Origin of the sequence: Pseudomonas sp. SJZ080, from assembly GCF_007828295.1 — a bacterium.
Classification (GTDB): Bacteria; Pseudomonadota; Gammaproteobacteria; order Pseudomonadales; family Pseudomonadaceae; genus Aquipseudomonas; species Aquipseudomonas migulae_A.
In genome coordinates this window covers 117,378-139,285 of the sequence record NZ_VIUK01000003.1, presented here as the reverse complement: position 1 = coordinate 139,285, position 21,908 = coordinate 117,378, and the positions used below count along the sequence as shown (strand labels likewise).

18 protein-coding genes are annotated in these 21,908 nt (G+C 59.7%); 11 read left to right on the top strand and 7 right to left on the bottom strand.

Annotated features, from left to right (window positions below):
* Positions 1–3 precede the first annotated feature (3 nt).
* The 7 genes from ispG (at position 4) to FBY04_RS05360 (ending at position 8,099) form a co-directional block, all read left to right on the top strand.
* Complete coding sequence (ispG, locus tag FBY04_RS05395) at positions 4–1,113, top strand: flavodoxin-dependent (E)-4-hydroxy-3-methylbut-2-enyl-diphosphate synthase (RefSeq protein ID WP_007903603.1); 1,110 nt, start codon at positions 4–6, stop codon at positions 1,111–1,113.
* A 24-nt stretch (positions 1,114–1,137) separates the two neighbouring features.
* Positions 1,138–2,427 carry a histidine--tRNA ligase gene (gene hisS / locus FBY04_RS05390; protein ID WP_008042422.1) on the top strand — a complete coding sequence of 430 codons (1,290 nt, stop codon included), beginning with the start codon at positions 1,138–1,140 and terminating at the stop codon, positions 2,425–2,427.
* A 40-nt stretch (positions 2,428–2,467) separates the two neighbouring features.
* Positions 2,468–3,109 carry a tetratricopeptide repeat protein gene (locus FBY04_RS05385; RefSeq protein ID WP_017340311.1) on the top strand — a complete coding sequence of 214 codons (642 nt, stop codon included), beginning with the start codon at positions 2,468–2,470 and terminating at the stop codon, positions 3,107–3,109.
* Positions 3,102–4,253: an outer membrane protein assembly factor BamB gene (gene bamB, locus FBY04_RS05380; RefSeq protein ID WP_017340310.1), complete on the top strand. Its 1,152-nt coding sequence runs from the start codon at positions 3,102–3,104 to the stop codon at positions 4,251–4,253. Before FBY04_RS05385 ends, bamB begins: the two co-directional genes overlap by 8 nt.
* 236 nt (positions 4,254–4,489) lie before the next feature.
* Positions 4,490–5,959: a ribosome biogenesis GTPase Der gene (gene der / locus FBY04_RS05370; protein WP_017340309.1), complete on the top strand. Its 1,470-nt coding sequence runs from the start codon at positions 4,490–4,492 to the stop codon at positions 5,957–5,959.
* Positions 5,960–6,171: 212 nt separating this feature from the next.
* Positions 6,172–7,320, top strand: coding sequence for a pyridoxal phosphate-dependent aminotransferase (locus FBY04_RS05365; RefSeq protein WP_084320785.1), 1,149 nt, complete (start codon positions 6,172–6,174; stop codon positions 7,318–7,320).
* Positions 7,308–8,099, top strand: coding sequence for an amidohydrolase (locus FBY04_RS05360; protein WP_084320786.1), 792 nt, complete (start codon positions 7,308–7,310; stop codon positions 8,097–8,099). Before FBY04_RS05365 ends, FBY04_RS05360 begins: the two co-directional genes overlap by 13 nt.
* Before the next feature lie 11 nt (positions 8,100–8,110).
* Here the strand turns inward: FBY04_RS05360 and FBY04_RS05355 are convergent, their stop codons facing one another.
* The 5 genes from FBY04_RS05355 to FBY04_RS05335 form a co-directional block, all read right to left on the bottom strand.
* The gene (locus FBY04_RS05355) at positions 8,111–8,350 is read right to left on the bottom strand and encodes a hypothetical protein (protein WP_145314722.1); all 240 of its coding nucleotides are present in this window, start codon (positions 8,348–8,350) and stop codon (positions 8,111–8,113) included.
* Between the two features lie 168 nt (positions 8,351–8,518).
* The gene (leuA, locus tag FBY04_RS05350; protein ID WP_145314721.1) at positions 8,519–10,198 is read right to left on the bottom strand and encodes a 2-isopropylmalate synthase; all 1,680 of its coding nucleotides are present in this window, start codon (positions 10,196–10,198) and stop codon (positions 8,519–8,521) included.
* A 469-nt stretch (positions 10,199–10,667) separates the two neighbouring features.
* Positions 10,668–11,489 (bottom strand): M23 family metallopeptidase, encoded by an 822-nt coding sequence (locus tag FBY04_RS05345; protein ID WP_145314720.1) that lies wholly within the window; start codon positions 11,487–11,489, stop codon positions 10,668–10,670.
* Between the two features lie 3 nt (positions 11,490–11,492).
* Positions 11,493–12,872, bottom strand: a complete 1,380-nt coding sequence (gene xseA / locus FBY04_RS05340) for an exodeoxyribonuclease VII large subunit (protein WP_145314859.1) — start codon at positions 12,870–12,872, stop codon at positions 11,493–11,495.
* An 89-nt stretch (positions 12,873–12,961) separates the two neighbouring features.
* Entirely contained in the window at positions 12,962–13,909 is a 948-nt protein-coding gene (locus tag FBY04_RS05335; protein WP_145314719.1) for a LysR family transcriptional regulator, read from the bottom strand.
* A 100-nt stretch (positions 13,910–14,009) separates the two neighbouring features.
* Between FBY04_RS05335 and FBY04_RS05330 the strand changes: the two genes are divergently transcribed.
* The 4 genes from FBY04_RS05330 (at position 14,010) to guaA (ending at position 18,878) form a co-directional block, all read left to right on the top strand.
* Positions 14,010–14,777, top strand: a complete 768-nt coding sequence (locus FBY04_RS05330; protein ID WP_145314718.1) for a sulfite exporter TauE/SafE family protein — start codon at positions 14,010–14,012, stop codon at positions 14,775–14,777.
* 185 nt (positions 14,778–14,962) lie between these two features.
* Complete coding sequence (locus FBY04_RS05325) at positions 14,963–15,511, top strand: sugar ABC transporter ATPase (RefSeq protein ID WP_084320792.1); 549 nt, start codon at positions 14,963–14,965, stop codon at positions 15,509–15,511.
* Between the two features lie 219 nt (positions 15,512–15,730).
* Entirely contained in the window at positions 15,731–17,200 is a 1,470-nt protein-coding gene (gene guaB / locus FBY04_RS05320; RefSeq protein WP_084320793.1) for an IMP dehydrogenase, read from the top strand.
* A gap of 100 nt (positions 17,201–17,300) precedes the next feature.
* The gene (guaA, locus tag FBY04_RS05315) at positions 17,301–18,878 is read left to right on the top strand and encodes a glutamine-hydrolyzing GMP synthase (protein WP_145314717.1); all 1,578 of its coding nucleotides are present in this window, start codon (positions 17,301–17,303) and stop codon (positions 18,876–18,878) included.
* Between the two features lie 75 nt (positions 18,879–18,953).
* On the opposite strand, the gene FBY04_RS32620 is transcribed toward guaA, so the two are convergent.
* Both FBY04_RS32620 and FBY04_RS05310 read right to left on the bottom strand, forming a co-directional pair.
* Positions 18,954–19,160 carry a hypothetical protein gene (locus FBY04_RS32620; protein ID WP_256666764.1) on the bottom strand — a complete coding sequence of 69 codons (207 nt, stop codon included), beginning with the start codon at positions 19,158–19,160 and terminating at the stop codon, positions 18,954–18,956.
* Positions 19,160–21,772: a membrane-targeted effector domain-containing toxin gene (locus FBY04_RS05310; protein ID WP_256666763.1), complete on the bottom strand. Its 2,613-nt coding sequence runs from the start codon at positions 21,770–21,772 to the stop codon at positions 19,160–19,162. Before FBY04_RS05310 ends, FBY04_RS32620 begins: the two co-directional genes overlap by 1 nt.
* Positions 21,773–21,908 lie beyond the last annotated feature (136 nt).

Below are 21,908 nucleotides of genomic sequence, written 5' to 3'. Positions count from 1 at the left end.
GTCATGCACGGCGAATCTCCAATCAAGCGTCGCGAATCCCGGAAAATCTGGGTCGGTAACGTGCCTGTTGGCGGCGATGCGCCCATCGCTGTGCAGAGCATGACCAACAGCGACACCAATGACGTCGCCGCCACCGTGGCCCAGATCAATCGTCTGGAAGCCGCTGGTGTCGATATCGTGCGGGTTTCGGTGCCGGACATGGACGCCGCCGAAGCCTTCGGCAAGATCAAGCAACTGGTCAAAGTGCCGCTGGTGGCCGACATTCACTTCGACTACAAGATCGCGCTGCGCGTCGCCGAACTGGGCGTTGACTGCCTGCGGATCAACCCGGGCAACATCGGTCGTGAAGACCGCGTGCGCGCGGTGGTCGATGCCGCCCGTGATCGCGGGATTCCGATCCGCATCGGCGTCAACGCCGGCTCCCTGGAAAAAGACCTGCAAAAGAAATACGGCGAGCCGACCCCGGCCGCGCTGGTCGAGTCTGCCCTGCGTCACGTCGAGCACCTTGAACGCCTGAACTTCCAGGACTTCAAGGTCAGCGTGAAAGCCTCCGACGTGTTCATGGCCGTCGCCGCTTACCGCCTGCTGGCCAAGGAAATCGTCCAGCCGCTGCATCTGGGGATTACCGAAGCCGGTGGTTTGCGTTCCGGCACGGTGAAATCTGCCGTAGGCCTCGGTATGCTGCTCGCCGAAGGTATTGGCGATACTATCCGCATCTCGTTGGCGGCCGACCCGGTCGAGGAAGTGAAAGTCGGCTACGACATTCTCAAATCCCTGCACCTGCGTTCCCGTGGCATCAACTTCATCGCCTGCCCGAGCTGCTCGCGGCAGAACTTCGATGTGGTCAAGACCATGAACGAGCTGGAAGGGCGCCTCGAAGACCTGCTGGTGCCGCTGGATGTCGCGGTGATCGGTTGTGTGGTCAACGGGCCGGGCGAAGCCAAGGAAGCCCATATCGGCTTGACCGGCGGCACGCCAAACCTGATTTACATCGACGGCAAGCCGTCGCAGAAACTGACGAATGACAATCTGGTGGATGAGCTCGAACGCTTGATCCGCCAGAAAGCGGCCGAAAAGGTCGAAGCCGACGCGGCAGTCATCGCCCGCGGTTGAGTCGAACGAATTTAAGGATTGATAGTGAGCAAGTCTCTGCAAGCCATACGTGGCATGAACGACATCCTGCCCGAACAGACTCCCCTGTGGCGTCATTTCGAGGGCACCGTTTCGCGTCTGCTGGATAACTACGGTTACAAGCAGATCCGCATGCCGATCGTCGAGTTCACCGAGCTGTTCAAGCGCTCGATCGGCGAAGTGACCGACATCGTCGAAAAAGAGATGTACACCTTCGAAGACCGCAACGGCGATTCGCTGACCCTGCGCCCAGAAGGCACGGCGGCCTGCGTGCGTGCGGTGCTCGAGCACGGCATCACCGGCGGTGGCCAGGTGCAGAAACTCTGGTACATCGGCCCGATGTTCCGCCATGAACGTCCGCAGAAAGGCCGTTATCGCCAGTTCCACCAGATCGGTGTCGAGGTGTTCAACCTCGACGGTCCGGACATCGACGCCGAGCTGATCGTGCTGACCTGGCGCCTGTGGGGCGAGCTGGGCATCCGTGATGCGGTCAAGCTCGAGCTCAACAGCCTGGGCACCAGCGAATCCCGTGGTCGTTATCGCGAAGCGCTGGTCGAGTTCCTGTCCGCTCACCTGGACAAGCTCGACGAAGACAGCCAGCGTCGTCTGAAGACCAACCCGCTACGGGTTCTGGACACCAAGAACGCCGACACTCAAGCGATCCTGGTCGACGCGCCGAAAATGGCCGACTACCTCGACGACGAATCCCGCGTGCACTTCGAGGGCCTCAAGGCTCGCCTGGACGCTGCCGGCATTCCCTATGTGATCAACCCGAAGCTGGTCCGCGGGCTGGATTACTACAGCAAGACCGTTTTCGAATGGGTCACCGACAAGTTGGGCGCTCAAGGCACCGTGTGTGCCGGCGGTCGTTACGACGGTCTGGTGGAGCAGATGGGCGGCAAGCCGACCCCGGGCGTAGGTTTCGCCATGGGCATCGAGCGCCTCGTGCTGCTGCTGGAAACCCTGGAGCAGATCCCGGAAGAGATCTCCCGCCAGGTCGACGTTTATCTTTGCGCATTCGGCGAGGCTGCCGAGTTGGCTGCGCTGACGTTGAGCGAGAAGGTTCGCGATCAATTGCCCAACCTGCGCCTGCAGATCAATGCCGGCGCCGGCAGCTTCAAAAGCCAGTTCAAGAAGGCCGACAAGAGCGGTGCGCTGTACGCGCTGATCCTCGGTGACGACGAAATGGCCCAGCAAGTGGTAGGTTTCAAACCCCTGCGTGGCCAGGGCGAACAACAAAGCATTGCCTGGGATGCGCTTGCTGCACACCTGGCCACCTGCGTCGTGCAGGGTTGAAGCTGTCAAACAGCCGATTTAGCGATTAAGGAGTATTGGGGTGTCGAGTACCGAAGACGAACAACTGGCGGATTTTAAGGACTGGTGGTCACGCAACGGCAAGCCCCTGGTCACTGGCGGCCTGTTGGCGCTGGTCATCGTGTTCGGCTGGCAGGCCTATCACAAGTATCAGAGCAATCAGTCGCAAAGCGCCTCGATTCTCTATCAGCAATTGCTCGAAACCACGCTGACGCCTGACGGCAAGCCTGACGCCGCCCGTGTTTCGGACCTGGCCGGCAAGCTCAACAGCGAGTTCGGCGGCACCGCCTACGCGCAGTACGGCAGCCTGTTCGTGGCGAAAGTCGCGGTCGACAGCGGCAAGCTGGACGACGCCGCCACCGAACTGAAAGCCATCGTTGCCAAACCGGCCAACCCGGCACTGGGCGAAATCGCCCGTCAGCGCCTGGCGCAGGTACTGGCTGCGCAGAACAAGGCCGATGAAGCCCTGAAACTGCTCGAAGGCGATGCCGATAAAGCATTCCTCGCCACTCGCGAAGAACTCAAGGGCGACCTGCTGGTGCAGTTGGGTCGTACTGATGAAGCGAACGCTGCGTATCAAAAAGCCAAGGCGGCACTGTCGGATGAAGCGGCAGTCGGTGGCCTACAAATCAAGCTGGACGATCTGGCCAAAGGGGATGCGTGACGTGATCCGTTGGAAACATGCAGCATTGCTGGCTCTGGCCGTATTGGCCGCGGGTTGCAGCAGCAACAGCAAAAAAGAATTGCCGCCTGCCGAGCTGGTCGACTTCAAAGAAGAAGTGGTCCTGCAAAAGCAGTGGAGTCGTTCGATCGGTGACGGTCAGGGCGAAACCTACAACATGCTGGTTCCGGCGATCGATGGCGATACCATCTATGCCGCCGACGTCACTGGTGTGGTGATGGCGATGGATCGCAGCAATGGCGACGTCAAATGGAAGAAAGACCTCGAACTGCCTGTTTCCGGCGCCGTTGGCGTAGGTTACGGCTTGCTCGTGATCGGTACGACCAAGGGCGAAATCGTTGCGATGGACGCCACCAACGGTGAAGAGAAATGGCGCGCTCGCGTGTCCAGCGAAGTCCTCGCACCGCCGGCCAACAACGGTGACGTGGTGGTCGTTCAGACTCAGGACGACCGTCTGATCGGTCTGGATGCCGCCACCGGCAACCAGCGCTGGTTGTATGACAGCACGCCTGCGGTCCTGACGCTGCGCGGCACCAGTGCACCGATCGTCACCAACCGCCTCGCGGTGGCTGGCCTGTCGACCGGTAAAGTGGTTGCGCTCGATATCTCCAACGGCGTGCCGGTGTGGGAACAGCGGGTAGCGATTCCACAAGGTCGTTCGGAACTGGAACGCGTTGTCGATATCGACGGTGGCTTGCTGCTGTCCGGCGGTACGCTGTACGTCGCCAGCTATCAGGGTCGCGTTGCGGCACTGGACCTGGAAAGCGGTCGTCAACTCTGGCAGCGTGATGCTTCCAGCTATGCGGGCGTGGCCCAGGGTTTCGGCACTGTTTATGTGAGCCTGTCTTCGGGCACGGTTGAAGGCGTCGACGAGCGTTCCACCACGGCTTTGTGGAGCAACGATTCGCTGGCTCGCCGTCAACTGTCGGCTCCGGAAGTGTTCTCCAGCTATGTTGCAGTCGGTGACATGGAAGGTTACGTGCACCTGCTGAGCCAGGTGGACGGTCGCTTCGTCGGCCGCGAGCGCATCGACAGCGACGGCCTGCGTGCCCGTCCGCTGGTGGTGGGTGACACGATTTATCTGTATGGCAACAGCGGCAAACTGGAAGCCCTGACCATCAAGTAACAACTATGCTTGGGGTTAACACCCCAGGCTGCTTCACTTGTGGGTATGAATGTGGGAGCGAGCCTGCTCGCGATGGACGTCGACGATTACGTTGGCAACCTGAATAGACGCGGTGTCTTTGCGTTTTTCGCGAGCAAGCTCGCTCCTGCAGAAACACACACAGTGATTGCCCCGAGCACCAGCCGCTGCCTCGCAGCGGCTTTTGTATTTTCTGAAATAACGAAGTGGAGAGCCGCATGGTTCCCGTAATCGCCCTGGTGGGCCGACCGAACGTCGGCAAGTCCACCTTGTTCAACCGCCTGACCAGGACTCGCGACGCCATCGTCGGCGACTTGTCCGGTCTGACCCGTGATCGCCAATACGGTGAGGCCAAGTGGCAAGGGCGTTCCTACATTCTGGTCGACACCGGCGGTATCTCCGGTGACGAGCACGGTATGGACGAAAAAATGGCCGAGCAGTCGCTGCTGGCCATTGAAGAAGCCGATGTCGTTCTGTTCCTGGTAGATGCCAAGGCCGGTTTCACCGCCGCCGACCAGATGATCGCCGAGCATTTGCGCAAACGTAACAAGCGTTCCTACGTGGTTGCCAACAAGGTCGACAACATCGACCCTGAAATGGCCCGCGCCGAGTTCGCCCCGTTGGGCATGGGCCACGCGATCCCTATCGCCGGTGCTCATGGTCGTGGCATCACCCAGATGCTGGAAATCGCCCTGAGCGACTTCCCGAAAGACGAAGAAGAACCGGAAGACGGCGAAGAAGAAATCGTTGCCGAAGGCGAGGAAGCCAAGCGCATTCCTGGCCCGAGCGAAAAAGACGGGATCAAGATCGCGATCATCGGTCGCCCGAACGTCGGCAAGTCGACCCTGGTCAACCGCATGCTCGGTGAAGACCGCGTAATCGTGTATGACCAACCCGGCACTACCCGCGACAGTATCTACATCCCGTTCGAGCGCAACGACGAGAAGTACACGCTGATCGACACCGCCGGTGTGCGCAAGCGCGGCAAGATCCACGAGGAAGTCGAAAAGTTCTCCGTGGTCAAAACCCTGCAGGCGATCAAAGACGCCAACGTGGTGATCTTCGTGATGGACGCCCGCGAAGGCGTGGTGGACCACGACCTGAACCTGCTGGGTTTCGCCATTGAATCGGGTCGTGCGCTGGTCATCGCGATCAACAAGTGGGACGGCATGACGCCGAGCGAGCGTGACTTCGTGAAGGTCGAGCTGCAACGTCGACTGTTCTTCGTTGACTACGCCGACATCCACTTCATCTCGGCCCTGCACGGCACTGGCGTGGGCAACCTGTATGCCTCCGTACAGAACTCGTTCAAGTCTGCGGTCACCCGCTGGCCGACCAACCGCCTGACCCAGATCCTGGAAGATGCGGTCGGTGAACACGCGCCGCCGATGGTCAACAACCGCCGGATCAAGCTGCGTTATGCCCACTTGGGTGGTGCGAACCCGCCGATCATCGTGATTCACGGTAACCAGATCGAGAAGGTGCCGAAGTCTTACGTCCGTTATCTGGAAAACACTTACCGTCGTGTCTTGAAACTGGTCGGTACGCCGATCCGCATCGAGTTCAAGGGCGGCGAGAACCCGTACGAAGGCAACAAGAACTCGCTCACCGACCGTCAGGTCAACAAGAAGCGTCGCTTGATGTCGCACCACAAGAAAGCCGACAAGAAGCGCCGCGACAAGCGTTGATGCTTTTGTAGGAGCCGGCTTGCTGGCGATGGCATCACCGCGGTTTATATGAAATACCGCAGTGATGCCATCGCCAGCAAGCCGGCTCCTACAGGGGGACGGCAGTAAAAAGGGCGCTCACCAGAGCGCCCTTTTTTTATGGGCGCCGTTTGGGCTATCCTCGGGCTCTCCCGCGCCGCCGTTAGAGCCGGGTGTAGAGCAGGGAATCACCGATGATCACCAGTAAGCTGCCGAATGTCGGCATCACTATCTTCACGCAGATGTCTCAGCTCGCGGCGCAAACCGGGGCGATCAACCTGTCCCAGGGTTTTCCCGATTTCGATGCACCGCAGGCCCTGTGCGATGCGGTCGGTCGGCATGTTGCCAATGGCCACAACCAGTATTCGCCGATGACGGGCCTGCCGGCGCTGCGCCAGCAAGTGGCGGCGAAGATCGCTCGCAGCTACGGCATCAATGTCGATGCCGACAACGAAGTGACCATCACGCCCGGCGCCACCCAGGCGATCTTCTGCGCGATTCAGGCGGTTATCCACAGCGGCGACGAAGTGATCGTGTTCGATCCGTGCTACGACAGTTACGAGCCGTCGGTTGAACTGGCCGGTGGTCGTTGCGTGCATGTGCAGCTCGGGCTGAATGACTTCTCCATCGACTTCCAGAAACTGGCGGAGGCCATTACGCCGCGCACGCGGATGATTGTGCTGAACACCCCGCACAACCCGAGTGGCGCACTGATCAGCCGTGCCGAGCTGGATCAGTTGGCGGATCTGATTCGTGATCGCGATATCTACCTCGTCAGCGACGAAGTCTACGAACACCTGGTGTTCGACGGTGTGCCTCACGTCAGTGTGCTGAATCACGAAGAGCTGTATCAGCGTGCCTTTGTGGTCAGTTCGTTTGGCAAGACCTATCACGTCACCGGCTGGAAAACCGGTTATGTGGTCGCACCGCCGGCCCTGACGGCGGAATTGCGCAAGGTTCACCAGTACGTCAGTTTCTGCGGCGTGACGCCGCTGCAATTTGCCTTGGCCGATTTCATGGCTGAGCACCCGGAGCATGTCGAAGAGCTGCCGGCTTTTTATCAGGCCAAGCGCGACCTGTTCTGCGACCTTCTGACGCCATCGCGCTTCAGTTTCACCCGCGTGACCGGCACCTATTTCCAGTTGGTCGATTACTCGCAGATCCGACCGGACCTCAACGACGTCGAGATGGCGCTGTGGATGACCCGCGAACACGGCGTGGCGAGCATCCCGATCTCGGTGTTCTACCAGACACCGCCCGAAGGCCAGCGCCTGGTGCGTCTGTGCTTTGCCAAGCGTGAGGAGACCCTGCGTGAAGCAGCGGCAAAACTATGCGTGATCTGAGTGCACTGCCCAACCTGAACATTGCGCTGGTCCAGACGACCCTGGCCTGGCACGACCGCCAGGCCAATCTGGAGCATTTTGAGCAACTGCTGGAACAGGCTCGCGGCGCTGACCTGATCATCCTGCCGGAGATGTTCACCACGGGTTTCTCCATGGAATCCGAGACGCTCGCCGAACCGGAAAATGGTCCGACCAGCAAATGGCTGCGCGCACGGGCTGCGCAACTCGATGCCGTGATCACCGGCAGCATCATCGTTCAGGCCGCCGACGGCAGTCATCGCAATCGCCTGTTGTGGGCACGGCCGGACGGTGAAGTCTGGCACTACGACAAGCGTCACCTGTTCCGCATGGCGGGCGAGCACAATCACTACACGCCAGGTGAGCGCCAGGTGCAGTTCGAGCTCAAAGGCTGGCGTGTGCGGCCGCTGATTTGCTACGACTTGCGTTTCCCGGTGTGGAGCCGCGATGCCCAGGACACTGACCTGTTGCTGTACACCGCGAATTGGCCGGGTGCGCGGCGTCAGCACTGGAACCGTTTGCTGCCGGCACGGGCGATCGAAAACCTGTGTTATGTGGCGGCGGTGAATCGCATCGGGACTGACGGAAAAGGTTTCGCGTATACCGGCGACAGTCAGGTGCTGGATTTTCAGGGCGAGACGTTGCTCAGTGCCGGCGAAGCCGATGGCGTATTTCAGGTGGTTTTGAATGCCGCCGACCTTCAGGCTTATCGCACGCGTTTCCCGGCGAATCTGGATGCTGACACCTTCGAGTTCACTTGATCGGCTGGCTGTTAACGATTCTGGGTGCGGATTTTTCCAGGCAGGCCGATAGGAAGGTCAGCCCAGGAGTAGTGAGCCATGATCAACGTGAGCACCATCACCATTAACTCGTACGCCGTGTCCTCGCCGAACAGCAAGCTCAACTGGCCAGTGCTCAGAAGAGCCAGGACAACGAGCAAAAGGCGCAGCAGGTGATGGAAATCCAGGTCCAGATTGCCGTGACCATGCCTGAAATCTGTATTGCCTGACAAGGCCTCTTCGCGAGCAAGCCCGCTCCCACATTGGAGTTGTGTTCACACCGGTCAAATGTGGGAGCGGGCTTGCTCGCGAAGAGGCCCTGTCAGGCAGCACAAAAACAGCAGGCAAACAAAAAGGCCCCGAGGTTCGCACCTTGGGGCCTTTTGCATTTCAGCGAACGCTTACGCCGCTTTCGCTTCCGGCTGGCTCAACGAGCGGTTCAGCGCACTGAACAGAGCCTTGAAGCTGGCGGTGGTGATGTTTTCATCGATGCCGACGCCATGCACGGCACGTTCACCGTTCACACGCAGCTCGATGTAGGCCGCTGCCTTGGCGTTGGTGCCCGCGCCGATCGCGTGTTCGTTGTAGTCCATGATCTCCACCGGAATCGGCAGACCGGCCACCAGCGCTTCCAGCGCGCCGTTGCCCTTGCCGCGCCAGTGCAGGTTGGTTTCGCCCTGGCCTTTGCCGGAGACTTCCACTTCGACGGCGCTGTGACCGTTCTCTTCCTGCAGGCGATGGCTGACCAGCGCGTACGGGGTGTTGGCCTGCAAGTACTCGCTGTGCAACAACGCGTGGATCTGCTGGGCGGTCATTTCGAGGCCCAGGCGATCGGTTTCACGCTGCACGACCTGGCTGAACTCGATCTGCATGCGACGCGGCAAGCTGATGCCGTATTCCTGTTCCAGCAGGTAAGCGATACCGCCCTTGCCCGACTGGCTGTTGACGCGGATCACCGCCTCGTAGCTGCGGCCGATGTCGGCCGGGTCGATCGGCAAGTACGGCACTTCCCACAGGGCGTCCGGTTTCTGCTGGGCGAAGCCCTTGCGGATGGCGTCCTGGTGCGAGCCGGAGAACGCGGTGTGAACCAGGTCGCCGACGTACGGGTGACGCGGGTGCACCTGGATCTGGTTGCATTCTTCGACGACTTTGCGCACGCCGTCGATGTCGGAGAAGTCCAGCTCAGGGTGAATGCCCTGGGTGTACAGGTTCAGTGCCACGGTCACGAGATCGACGTTACCGGTACGCTCGCCGTTGCCGAAGAGGCAGCCTTCGACACGGTCTGCGCCGGCCATCAGGCCCAGCTCGGTGGCGGCCACGCCGGTGCCACGGTCGTTGTGGGTGTGCAGGCTGATGATCACGCTGTCACGACGGTTGATGTGACGACCGAACCATTCGATCTGGTCGGCATAAATGTTCGGGGTCGCGCATTCGACGGTGGCCGGCAGGTTGAGGATCATCTTGTGCTCGGGCGTCGGGTTCCAGACTTCGATCACCGCGTCGCAGACTTCCTTGGCGAACTCCAGTTCGGTGGCGCTGAAGGTTTCCGGTGAGTACTCGAAGGTCCACTGGGTTTCCGGTTGCTGGGCGGCATATTTGACGAACAGCTTGGCCGCGCTCACGGCGATTTCCTTGATCCCGTCCTTGTCCTGGTTGAAGACAATGCGGCGGAAGGAAGGGGAGGTCGCGTTGTACAGGTGAACGATGGCTTTCTTCGCCCCGCGCAAGGATTCGAAGGTACGTGCGATCAGGTCTTCACGGCCCTGTGTCAGCACCTGAATGGTGGTGTCGTCCGGGATGTAGTTGCCTTCGATCAGGGTGCGCACGAAGTCGAAGTCGGTTTGCGAAGCAGCCGGGAACGAGGCTTCGATTTCTTTCACGCCGACCTGCACCAGGGTTTTCCAGAAACGCAGCTTCTTGACCGCGTCCATCGGCTCGATCAGCGACTGGTTGCCATCGCGAAGGTCGGAGCTGCACCAGATCGGCGCTGCGGTAATGGTCTTCGACGGCCAGGTGCGGTCCGGGATGTCGATGGTCGGGAACGCGCGGTATTTCGAAGACGGGTCTTTGAGCATGCTCATCGGGAAATCCTTATTGTGTGGGCCGAAAAAAGGCGGCCTGCCGGTAGATCAAATGTTCTTGGGAAAAGCGTAAGACGAGGCGTCGCGATTCAGCCCGGCAGTCGTGCGCTGACGAGGCACAGGCTGCGGTGCTGGCGAAGCTGAATGAGGGTGTGAGAGGTTTTCATGCCTTCAACCCTAACCGCGAGGGTGAAGGATGGCAAGCAGTCGAAAAAAATTGAGAGGAATACTCGAATGGGGAGATTTATCGAGATTTTATTGCGGTGAAAGGGAGTGATGTTGTGGATGTTTGCGCGAGGTTTGAGGGATGCGCAATTGCGGAGTCTGGGTACAGGGCTGAGATAGGTCGCGTCCTCGATGTTGTCTTCGCGAGCAAGCCCGCTCCCACATTTGATCGGAGCGAGCCCCGCCGAAATTCTAATGTGGGAGCGGGCTTGCTCGCGAAGAGGACAGACGCCTCACCGACTACTTAAGGCTGAAACGCGCCAATGAAAATTGCCGGATCCACCCGCGCATCATTCAGGCTGACATTCCAGTGCATATGCGGCCCGGTCGCGCGCCCGGTGGCGCCAACCTTCCCTACCACGCCGCCACGGGCCAGTTGTTGCCCGACCTGCACATCAATCTTCGACATGTGGCAGAACATGCTGATAAAGCCCTGCCCATGGTCGACAAACACCGTGTTGCCATTAAAGAAGTAGTTACCGATCAGGATCACCTTGCCCGCGGCCGGGGTCTTGATCGGTGTGCCGGCGCCCACGGCGAAATCCAGGCCCGAGTGCGGATTGCGCTCTTCACCATTGAAGAACCGGCGCACACCGAACTTGCTCGACAGCGGCCCGTTGACCGGTTTGTCCAGCAGCAGGTTGCTTGGGGTATTGGGACTGAACGTGCGGTAGGCGGCGATTTGCTCGGCCAGTTCGCGCTCGATGCGCTTGAGATTGTCCGGGTCTGGATTGACCTGTTGAGTGTTTTTCAAGGTGATGCGCTGTTCCGGGTATTTCTTGTTGCCGACGGTGAAACCCAGGTTACGACCACCGCTGCTGATGGATTGCGCCCCCGGTTTGACGGTCAACGGCACACCGACAATCGCCAGCCAATTGTTCTGCTCCTTGACCACCAGCACCGGTTTGCCTTGATAACTGGCTTTCGGCGCCTGGGCAGCACTGCCCAGATCCACCACCGCCACACCGCCCGGCACCGGTTTGTTCAACAGGCGGGTGATGTAGCTGTCGGCGTGGGCGTTAAAGGTCAGGCACAGCAACAGCAGTGGAGCTAAAAAACGCGGCATGGATCAATCCAGTAAAGAAAGGGTGACAGGCGTCAGGTGATTGTCTTCGACCCGCACGTGCAGTTCGCCTTCACCCAGTTTGGCTTTCAGGCGCTGGCCGTTATGGGTTTGCGCGGCGTTGCGGATCGCGTTACCGCGCTCGTCCAGCAAAATGCTATAGCCACGGCCGAGGGTCGCCAATGGGCTGACCACGTGCAGCGTCTGCACCTGACTTTGCAGTTGCAGACGACGGGATTTGAGGCCTTCGCGGATGGCCCGGGGCAGGCGTTCGGCGAGGCTGTCGAGGCGCTGGCGCAGCATCGCCAGTTGCCGGCCCGGATGTTGCCCGGCGAGGCGGGTTTCCAGGCGGATCAAGCGTTCGCGACGGGTATTGAGGCTGCGTTCGAACGCGCGGCGCATGCGCATGTCCAGATCATCCAGCCGTTGCGCCTGCTGACGCAGACGTTCGCCGGGGTGGCGCAAGCGGCGGGAGATGCCTTCAAGGCGCAACCGATCACGCATCAGGCGGTCGCGCATGCGCATCACCAGGCGTCGATGCAGGCTCTCGACCCGGCGCACCAGGTCGCTGGAGTCCGGCGCCAGCAGTTCAGCGGCGGCGGACGGTGTCGGGGCGCGAACGTCGGCCACGAAGTCGCTGATCGATACATCGGTTTCATGGCCGACGGCGCTGACGATCGGCGTCACGCAAGCATCCACGGCACGGGCCACGGCTTCTTCGTTGAAACACCACAGGTCTTCCAGCGAGCCGCCGCCACGGGCCAGGATCAACGCATCGAAACCACGAGCGTCCGCCAGTTTCAGCGCGCGGACAATCTGCACGGTGGCCTCGCGGCCCTGCACGGCGGTGGGGATCAGTGTCAGTTGCACCTGGGGCGCACGGCGGCGGAATACGCTGATGATGTCGCGGATCACTGCGCCGGTCGGCGAACTGATGATGCCAATGCGCTGCGGATGCGCCGGCAGCGGCACTTTGCGTTCGGCGCTGAACAGGCCTTCGGCGCTGAGCTTTTCCTTCAAGGCATCGAAGGCCAGGCGCAGTGCACCGTCACCGGCCGGCTCGACGGTGTCGAGGATCAGCTGATAGTCGCCGCGCCCTTCGAACAGCGAAACCTTGCCGCGCACCTTGACCGCCAGACCATCCTTCAGCGCCTGGCGAACCCGCGCCGCGTTCTGCCGGAATAATGCGCAACGCACTTGGGCGCCGCTGTCTTTCAACGTGAAATACACATGGCCGGACGCCGGGCGCGCGAGGTTGGAGATTTCACCTTCGACCCAGATATTGCTGAACACGTCTTCGAGCAACACCCGCGCGCGGCCGTTGAGCTGGCTGACAGTCAGGACTTCACGGTCCAGGCCAAGTCTTGCAAAGGGATCTTTAATCATGGGGCGCATGATAAAGGCATTCGTCGCTGAATCTCCATGAATCAACGCAAATCCCTTGTGGGAGCGGGCTTGCTCGCGATAGCGGTGTGTCAGTCGACATTGATGTTGAATGTTCGACCGCTATCGCGAGCAAGCCTGTTCCCACAGGAGTTTGTGCAGGTTTTGAGGAAGTGTTCGACCAATGCTGTGGGATTCTGCCGGCAGGCGAGGGCGACGGTGCTGTGGCAATCCGGGTCGGCCAGGGGCAGGAAATGAATGTCGGGCGGCGCGATGTCCTGCATCGACTCCGGCAGCAGGGCGATGCCGAACCCGGCCTGAATCAATTGCAGTTGCGTGGTTTTGCGCGACACCACGCGGGCCGCTTTTGGAAAGAAACCCTGACGCATGCACAGCTCGGCGGACAGATAACTCAACCCTCCACGCTGAGGATGAGGAATGGAGATAAACGCCTCATCCTTGAGTTGCGCCAGATCGATGCCCTGCGTGGACTTATCCACAGCCAGCCGATGATGGGGCGGAACGGCCAGCAGCAATCGTTCGCTATACAAAGGAACAATCTGCACGCCTTCACGTTGGCGCAACACCGGCAGGCGCAGCAGTCCGACATCCAGCCGGTTGTCGGCCAACGCTTCAAGTTGCGCTTCGGAGGACAGCTTGGCGATGTCCATGGACACGCCGGCATGCTGGCTCAGGTAGTCGCTGATGCCTCGCAGCAGGCGGCCACTCATGGGCACGGTGCTTGAGTGACTAAGACGTAAGGTGCCGAGTTCTCCATTGCCGACCTGGGTGGCCATCTCACTGGCTTTGGTCAATTCGTTCAACAGGTTTCTGGCCCGCGGCAGGAAGGCTTCACCGGCGGCCGTTAGTCGAGGCAAGCGTGCCGTACGCTCGAACAACGGCGTTTGCAGGCGGGTTTCCATGTCCTTTATTTGCCGGCTCAGGGCCGATTGAGCAATGAACAGTCGTTCGGCGGCGGCGCTGAAACTCCCGCACTCGGCGATTTCCACGAAGTAACGCAATTGACGGGTTGAAAGCACAAGGTATGCCTTTTTGAGATGAGAGGGCCACTTTGAAGATATTAGTCGCAAGGCTCGGCGCTGGCTAAAGTCATCACAGGTATTTAATGAAGGCGTGCAGATGAACGTGCTTGAGTTGTTGCACCAATGGCCATTCGGCGCGACGGATTGGCTGGTGATCGGATCAGGCATCGCGCTGGCTTATATCGTGTTTGGCATCGCCGGGTTCGGCACTGCACTGGTGGCCGGGCCGATTCTGATTCTGTTCATGCCGCTGTCGAAGATCGTGCCGTTGCTGGTGCTGCTGGATTTTGTCGCGGCGTTCGGCAATCTGTTGCCCTCGCGACGGGATGTCGCCAGGCCGGAACTGCTGCGGCTGCTGCCCTGCATGGCGGTGGGTTGCACGCTGGGTGTGATCTTTCTGCTGAGCCTGAAATCCGACCTGTTGCTGCTATTGATGGGGCTGTTCATCAGCGTCTATGCGGTTTACAGCCTGTGGGTCAAAACCCGGCCGATGCAGTTGTCGGCAGGTTGGGCGGTGCCGATGGGCACGGTCGGCGGGATGTTCGGTGCGCTGTTTGGCAGTGGCGGCTTTTTATATGCGATCTATTTGAACAGCCGGTTACCGAAAGACGCGGCGCGGGCAACCCAGAGCGCACTGATCAGTTGCAGCACCGTCGTGCGCCTGAGCCTGTTTGCTGTCGCGGGTGTGTATGCCGAGCTACCCTTGTTGATGTTGGCGCTGTGTTTGTTGCCGGCCATGGCGTTGGGGCTGTGGGCCGGCCGGCGGCTGACCAAGAAGTTGTCCCGCGAGGCGTTCGTGCGGCTGGTGACGTGGTTGGTGCTGGCCAGCGGGATTGCGTTGATCGGGCGGTATTTGAGTACTTGACCTCAGAGTGTCAGGGATTAAGCTGCCGCCCGCTCGGACGCCTTCGCGGGCAAGCCCGCTCCCACAGTGACCGGGGTGAACATGATTTTTATGTACACCACCAATCCTTGTGGGAGCGGGCTTGCCCGCGAAAGCGTCAAACGGTACGCCGCAGAACTTTCCATTGACGTAGCAGGCTTGCACCCATGAATTCCCAAAGCATCATCGTCCCGAAAATCTCTACGCTGCCTGCGCACGAACCCCGGGCAAGGGCGGTCGTGCGGTGGCTGGTGCGCAAGAACATCGTCAAGGAAGAGCTGACCACTTGCGGCCGTACCGGCAACCGCATGGGGCACGCGATCGCCGACGGTGCCCGTGCCGTGGTATTGCACCCGGAAGCACTGCCGTTCGGCGAGCCGATCAATGGCCTCGAGATCATTACCAAGCGTTGCATCTACACGCCGGCCAAGGGTTTCCTTGGCGAAGCAGGCTGTCCCGAGTGCCGCAAGGAAATCGGCGAAGCGTTGTTCGAAAGCCTCGAAGACTGGATGCCGGGGCGCACCGATAACTTCATCTGCCCGGAATGCGGGCATGAAGATGACATCAACGGCTTTCTTTTCTTGCAGGAGTGCGGGTTTTCCAACCTGGGGTTCATCTTCAACAACTGGGCCGAGGCCGGGTTCAAGCAGAGCTTTATCGATGAGTTCGCCGACTGGCTGGATCAGCCCGTCAGTTGGGTGAAGGTCGAGTTGTGATACATCTGATAGACCACGTTATCGTTGATCGTCGGAGCGCCGCCCGCAGCAAGCCGGTTCCTACAATCACGCCGGATATGTTGGAGCCGGCTTGCTGGCGATGCTCTTCAAATCACCCGTCGATCACCGCATCGATAATAGACAGAGTTTTACATTGAACCCGAGGGGGTGTCTGACTATAATGGCGCGCTTCCATTTTCCCGCTCGGGAGCCCCCGCGATGCTGCGTATCAGCCAAGAAGCTCTGACATTCGACGACATTCTCCTAGTGCCTGGTTATTCCGAGGTGCTTCCTAACGAAGTCAGTCTCAAGACCCGCCTTACCCGTGGCATCGAGCTGAATATTCCTCTGGTTTCTGCCGCCATGGACACCGTTACTGAAGCCCGTCTGGCAATTGCCATGGCTCAGGAAGGTGGCATCGGCATTATCCACAAGAACATGACCATCGAGCAGCAAGCTGCCGAAGTGCGCAAGGTCAAGAAGTTCGAAGCCGGCGTGGTCAAGGATCCGATCACCATCGAGGCTGACGCCACGGTTCGTGATCTGTTCGAACTGACCCGCATGCACAATATTTCCGGCGTTCCGGTTTTGCACAATGGCGATCTGGTCGGCATCGTCACTTCCCGTGACGTGCGTTTCGAAAATCGTCTGGAAGCCACCGTCCGCGAAGTGATGACGCCTAAAGAGCGTCTGGTCACTGTCAAGGAAGGCGCCGACAAGAACGACGTTCGCGAGCTGTTGCACAAACACCGCATCGAACGCGTGCTGATCGTCGACGACAAATTTGCCCTCAAAGGCATGATGACCGTCAACGACATCGAAAAAGCCAAGGCTTACCCGCTGGCCAGCAAGGACGATCAAGGTCGTCTGCGCGTTGGCGCTGCCGTCGGTACCGGTAAAGACACCGGTGACCGCGTCGCTGCCCTGGTCAATGCCGGCGTTGACGTGGTGGTGGTCGACACCGCACACGGTCACTCCAAAGGCGTGATCGACCGCGTTCGCTGGGTCAAACAGAATTTCCCTGAAGTGCAGGTGATCGGCGGCAACATCGCCACTGGCGCAGCGGCCAAGGCGCTGGCCGAAGCCGGCGCTGACGCCGTCAAGGTCGGTATCGGCCCTGGCTCGATCTGCACCACCCGCATCGTCGCCGGTGTCGGCGTCCCGCAAATCAGTGCCATCGCCAACGTTGCCGCTGCCCTTGAAGGCACCGGTGTTCCGTTGATCGCCGACGGCGGTATCCGTTTCTCTGGTGACCTGTCCAAGGCCATCGTTGCCGGTGCTTCCTGCGTGATGATGGGCTCGATGTTCGCCGGTACTGAAGAAGCGCCAGGCGAGATCGAACTGTTCCAGGGTCGTTCGTACAAGGCTTACCGTGGCATGGGTTCGCTGGGCGCCATGTCCCAGGCTCAAGGTTCCTCCGACCGTTACTTCCAGGACTCCTCCGCGGGTGCCGAGAAGCTGGTACCGGAAGGTATCGAAGGACGTGTGCCGTACAAGGGCACCCTGAGCGCCATCATCCATCAGCTGATGGGCGGCCTGCGTTCCTCGATGGGCTACACCGGCAGTGCCGACATCGAAGAAATGCGCACCAAGCCTGAGTTCGTGCGGATCACCGGCGCAGGCATGGCCGAGTCCCACGTCCACGACGTACAGATCACCAAAGAAGCGCCAAACTACCGCGTAGGTTGAGGCTTCAAGCAAAACGTTAAGTAACCCGGGGCTGTTCTATTCAGCCCCGAGTTGTTTCTGAATCACGACTGTTTCTGAATTACTTAGACGAGACTGAATCATGGCCCTCGACATTCACGCTCACCGCATCCTGATCCTCGATTTCGGTTCCCAGTACACCCAGCTGATTGCCCGCCGCGTGCGTGAAATCGGCGTGTACTGCGAACTGCATCCTTTCGACATGGATGAAGAAGCGATTCGCGAATTCGCTCCAAAAGGCGTCATTCTCGCCGGCGGCCCCGAGTCTGTGCACGAAGCCAACAGCCCTCGCTGCCCGCAAGCCGTTTTTGACCTGGGCGTACCGGTCTTCGGCATCTGCTACGGCATGCAGACCATGGCTGAACAGCTGGGTGGCAAGGTTGAAGGTTCCGAACTGCGTGAGTTCGGTTACGCCCGCGTTGACGTAGTCGGCAAGAGCCGCCTGCTCGATGGCATCGAAGACCACATCGACGCCGATGGCCTGTTCGGCCTCGACGTATGGATGAGCCACGGTGACAAAGTCACCAAGATGCCACAGGAATTCCACATCCTGGCCAGCACCCCAAGCTGCCCGATCGCCGGCATGTTCGACGATGCTCGCGGCTACTACGGCGTGCAGTTCCACCCGGAAGTGACCCACACCAAGCAGGGCGGACGCATCCTGTCGCGCTTCATCCTCGACATCTGCGGCTGCGAAGCGCTGTGGACGCCGTCGAAGATTGCTGAAGACGCCATCGCTCAGGTTCGCGCCCAGGTCGGCACCGACAACGTACTGCTCGGCCTGTCCGGCGGCGTTGACTCCTCGGTGGTTGCCGCGCTGTTGCACAAGGCCATCGGCGACCAGCTGACCTGCGTCTTCGTCGACAACGGTCTGCTGCGTCTGCACGAAGGCGAGCAAGTGATGGCCATGTTCGCCGAGAACATGGGCGTCAAGGTCATCCGCGCCAACGCCGAAGACCAGTTCCTGAACAACCTGGCTGGCGAAAGCGATCCAGAGAAGAAGCGCAAGATCATCGGCCGTACCTTCATCGACGTCTTCGATGCCCAGTCCAACAAACTGGACAACATCAAGTACCTCGCCCAAGGCACCATCTACCCGGACGTGATCGAGTCGGCTGGTGCGAAAAGCGGCAAGGCTCACGTGATCAAGTCGCACCACAACGTGGGCGGCCTGCCGGAAGAAATGAACCTCAAGCTGGTTGAACCCCTGCGCGAGCTGTTCAAGGACGAAGTCCGTCGTCTGGGCCTGGAACTCGGCCTGCCGTACGACATGGTCTACCGTCACCCGTTCCCGGGCCCGGGCCTGGGCGTGCGCATCCTCGGTGAAGTGAAGAAGGAATATGCCGACCTGCTGCGTCGCGCCGACCACATCTTCATCGAAGAGCTGCGCAAGGCCGACTGGTACCACAAAGTCAGCCAGGCCTTCGTGGTGTTCCAGCCGGTGAAATCGGTTGGCGTTGTCGGCGATGGCCGTCGTTACGCCTGGGTCGTGGCCCTGCGTGCCGTGGAAACCATCGACTTCATGACCGCGCGTTGGGCTCACCTGCCTTACGAACTGCTGGAAACCGTCAGCGGCCGCATCATCAATGAAATCGAAGGCATCTCCCGCGTCACTTACGACGTGTCGAGCAAGCCGCCAGCGACGATTGAGTGGGAATGATCCCTGTCTGTCTGACTGATCGTTCGTAACACCTGAAAGGCCCCGTGAATGTGAGTTCACGGGGCCTTTTGCGTATCAGGAACCTGCGACCTGGACGGGTTTGAGACCCATGAGCCTCAGCGCTGCGGAGAACTCCGAGAGGCTGGGGTAGCGCCGACCGCTGATGGTCGGCCATTTGGGGCGGTCAATGTAGAAGGAGCCATGGTCGCGCTGGATCAGTGTGTGAACGATCGAGCGGTCACTGCTGCGATGAATCAGCGTGGGTTTGTGATCGACGTTCATCACCGCGCAATCACCTGTATTGAGCAGCGCTTTATCCAGGGTTTCAGCCAGCGCAACACTGGGCGGTGTATCCAGTTGCAAGCGCAGATCACCTTTGACACTGGCCAGCGGCCCCAGCGATGAGCACCTCGGGCAGTCTGATCGGCGCTGATCACTTCGTGGGCAAAAAAATTCATCATTTTTTGCCGAAAGTCAGGTTCGACACCGGTCATTCCGGTGCTCCTGTAGCTGGCCATGCAATCAATGGCCTGTATCCGGATATGGCTTCTGCGGGCAGCCTTGACCACTTCCAGAAACGTGAATTGGCCACTGGGGTCGGTGCCGTGCCCTTGATCCAGAGTTTTCAGGTAGCGCTCGAGATCTTCGGACATCGTCCCCGTCCGGTTGAAGGCATCCAGATCGGCCTGATGAAAGTCGGTCAGCAAGTGCTCCATGTAGAGCGTCTTGACCTTTTGCTTGCTCAGCACCTCCATGTTTTCGATCAGGAACTGTTTGCTGGCAACGCTTGAATGGCTCTCACCCACCACCAGCCCTGAGATCAGGCGATACAGCTTCTTGATGAGGTCCTTGTTGGGCAGACGGGCTGGCAGGGAAGGGATCTCGGGCCTGGCGGGCAGAGTATTGGATTCGAAGAAAGCCATGGCGTCCCGGTAGAGGGTCTTGCGCATGGCCTTGAAATCGGCAACCGGATTGCTGCCGTCAGGCTTGGGCAGGTTGGCGGTGTAGTCTTTTAGGTCGTATTTGCTTCCTCCCCCTCGGGCGAGCTCTTTGAGCTGTTCACGCGAGGCCTGCGGCATATCGTAGGCGCTGGGCGGGCTGTCGATGTCCGGCAGTGCGGTGCTGTCATGGCCCCACGGCCATAACCCGTCAAATTTGCCACCACCGAACAGGCCCGGACGGTTGATGGGTTGCCATTCTCCCGCCGCGTCCAGTCGAACGGGCAGGCTGCGATAAAACGAGTACGGGTTGGTCGGGTCAATGATGACCCAGGTTTTCAATGCCTCGACGTAGCGTACGAGGTAGTAACTGTCGTTGATCATGACGTAGTTGCCACCGCTGGGTGGCTGATAGATGCCCGCGAACTTGCCTTCCTCGCTGATGGGCGACAAGCCGTCCAGCACTTCATTGGTTTCGAAGGATGACAGCAATTCCACGCCTTGCTCGGCATAAGCCGGGCCGGGGGCGAGTCGGGCGATGGGGGGAATGCCCGAAGGGTCGCCCCGTCCTTCACTGACCGGTTCGATGACGTTTTCCTGTGGGCTGAAGGTTTCGCTGGCTTCACTCACTTCGGCAAGCTCGGTTGCCCCGCGCAGGAAAGGCAGGTTGAACAGGGTTTCGATACCACTGGAAATGGCGCCCCCGACGCCCGCCTTGCGCTCGGCCTTGGTGCTGCCGTTGATCGCCTGGTCAATGTTCAAGCCCATATCGGCAATACCCGCGCCAACGGCAGCCAGTGCCACAGGCCATCCAAGACCGGCCATCGAGCCGAAGACGTGAGCAAATGCGTTCAGATAACCGATCCACATCTTTTTTCGCATTTGTCCGTTGGAATGCAGGGACAGGTCCGCATCGCTGTACATGCGCGCCTTCACCGAGTCTCGCAACCAGCTGAACACATCGCCGGTGATCGGCTCGGCGTTTTGATTGATCAGGTGGTGATCGTAGGCGCCCCACGTGGTGTAGAGCAGATCGATCGTGGCATTCAGCCCGATTTTGCCGTCGTCCTGCTGTTGCGCAGACAGCGGGAAATGACTCATGAATCGCGCGCGGTTGTCTGCAAAGTTGTTTTGCAGCAGCAACCACCAATGGAAATCCAGCGGGGTGTTAAAGATGTGGAAGGTTCGGGTTTCACCGGGTGTGTAAAGAATGCTCACGCCGTTGCGGTCGGTGATGCACAGGATGTCAGTGGCCTGATAACCCCCGATATTCAGTGCACACACGCGTAATCCATCCACGGTCGTCGCCTGCTTTTGCAGCATGTCGAGGCTGACCGGCCAGGACACATTGCCAGCGACGGCTTTGATCACGGTCTTGAGGTTTTCGTTGTTCAGTCGAGCCCCGTCGTGTTCGTCGAGCGCCTGCACCAGGAAGTTGAGTTTGGCCAGGGTACGAAAGTCGTCCGAATGGAGTGGCCAGAAGCGCTCCATTTTTTCTCGGTAGCTCTGGCTGAAGTTGAGGGCCCAGAAGTCCTTCAGAACGTCTCTGGGGTACATCCGTATTTCGTTGGTTTCGTTAAAAACAGACGCGTGTGGGCCTTCGCTGTAAAAGCCACCATCACCATCCGGCATGCCCGGATCTTCCTGATCACTGAGGCGGAATCGCTGGGCGACGAGTTGCGGCAGGGTCAGCGATTTGCAGGGTTTTGGATAACGTTCCCAGCCCAGAAAAGCCTTGGTGCTGCTGACCGATACGTTGTCGAAGCGGTGCCACCAGACTTTGTCCGGGTCGATGCCGTTGATTCCATGTTTATCGAGTATGCCCTGTGCGACTTCATGGGCCATCGCATGCATGTCGGGGCAGGCTTCGGTAAAAGGCAGCACCAGCGCTTTAAGAGATCGCTCGTCGGCCGGATTCGGGAGGAGGGACGGGGATATTGTTTCAGGTGTGTTCATTTCTCGCTCCTTGAGAAATTGGGACAGGAATCCCGGGTATTCACAAACAGACAGAGATAATTGCCCGTTTCCTCGCAAGCGGTGCACTACATATATATGCCTGAGGTATGGCCAGTCCGGATCCGGGTGTGACCTG

Excerpts from the sequence above, each read along its gene's own strand:
- FBY04_RS05330 (WP_145314718.1), top strand. The coding sequence starts at position 14,010 with ATGAACGTGCTTGAGTTGTTGCACCAATGGCCATTCGGCGCGACGGAT.
- FBY04_RS05365 (WP_084320785.1), top strand. The coding sequence starts at position 6,172 with ATGATCACCAGTAAGCTGCCGAATGTCGGCATCACTATCTTCACGCAG.
- FBY04_RS05345 (WP_145314720.1), bottom strand. The coding sequence starts at position 11,489 with ATGCCGCGTTTTTTAGCTCCACTGCTGTTGCTGTGCCTGACCTTTAAC.
- xseA (WP_145314859.1), bottom strand. The coding sequence starts at position 12,872 with ATGATTAAAGATCCCTTTGCAAGACTTGGCCTGGACCGTGAAGTCCTG.
- guaB (WP_084320793.1), top strand. The coding sequence starts at position 15,731 with ATGCTGCGTATCAGCCAAGAAGCTCTGACATTCGACGACATTCTCCTA.
- ispG (WP_007903603.1), top strand. The coding sequence starts at position 4 with ATGCACGGCGAATCTCCAATCAAGCGTCGCGAATCCCGGAAAATCTGG.
- FBY04_RS32620 (WP_256666764.1), bottom strand. The coding sequence starts at position 19,160 with ATGAACGTCGATCACAAACCCACGCTGATTCATCGCAGCAGTGACCGC.
- der (WP_017340309.1), top strand. The coding sequence starts at position 4,490 with ATGGTTCCCGTAATCGCCCTGGTGGGCCGACCGAACGTCGGCAAGTCC.
- FBY04_RS05325 (WP_084320792.1), top strand. The coding sequence starts at position 14,963 with ATGAATTCCCAAAGCATCATCGTCCCGAAAATCTCTACGCTGCCTGCG.
- leuA (WP_145314721.1), bottom strand. The coding sequence starts at position 10,198 with ATGAGCATGCTCAAAGACCCGTCTTCGAAATACCGCGCGTTCCCGACC.
- bamB (WP_017340310.1), top strand. The coding sequence starts at position 3,102 with ATGCGTGACGTGATCCGTTGGAAACATGCAGCATTGCTGGCTCTGGCC.
- guaA (WP_145314717.1), top strand. The coding sequence starts at position 17,301 with ATGGCCCTCGACATTCACGCTCACCGCATCCTGATCCTCGATTTCGGT.
- FBY04_RS05310 (WP_256666763.1), bottom strand. The coding sequence starts at position 21,772 with ATGAACACACCTGAAACAATATCCCCGTCCCTCCTCCCGAATCCGGCC.
- FBY04_RS05360 (WP_084320786.1), top strand. The coding sequence starts at position 7,308 with ATGCGTGATCTGAGTGCACTGCCCAACCTGAACATTGCGCTGGTCCAG.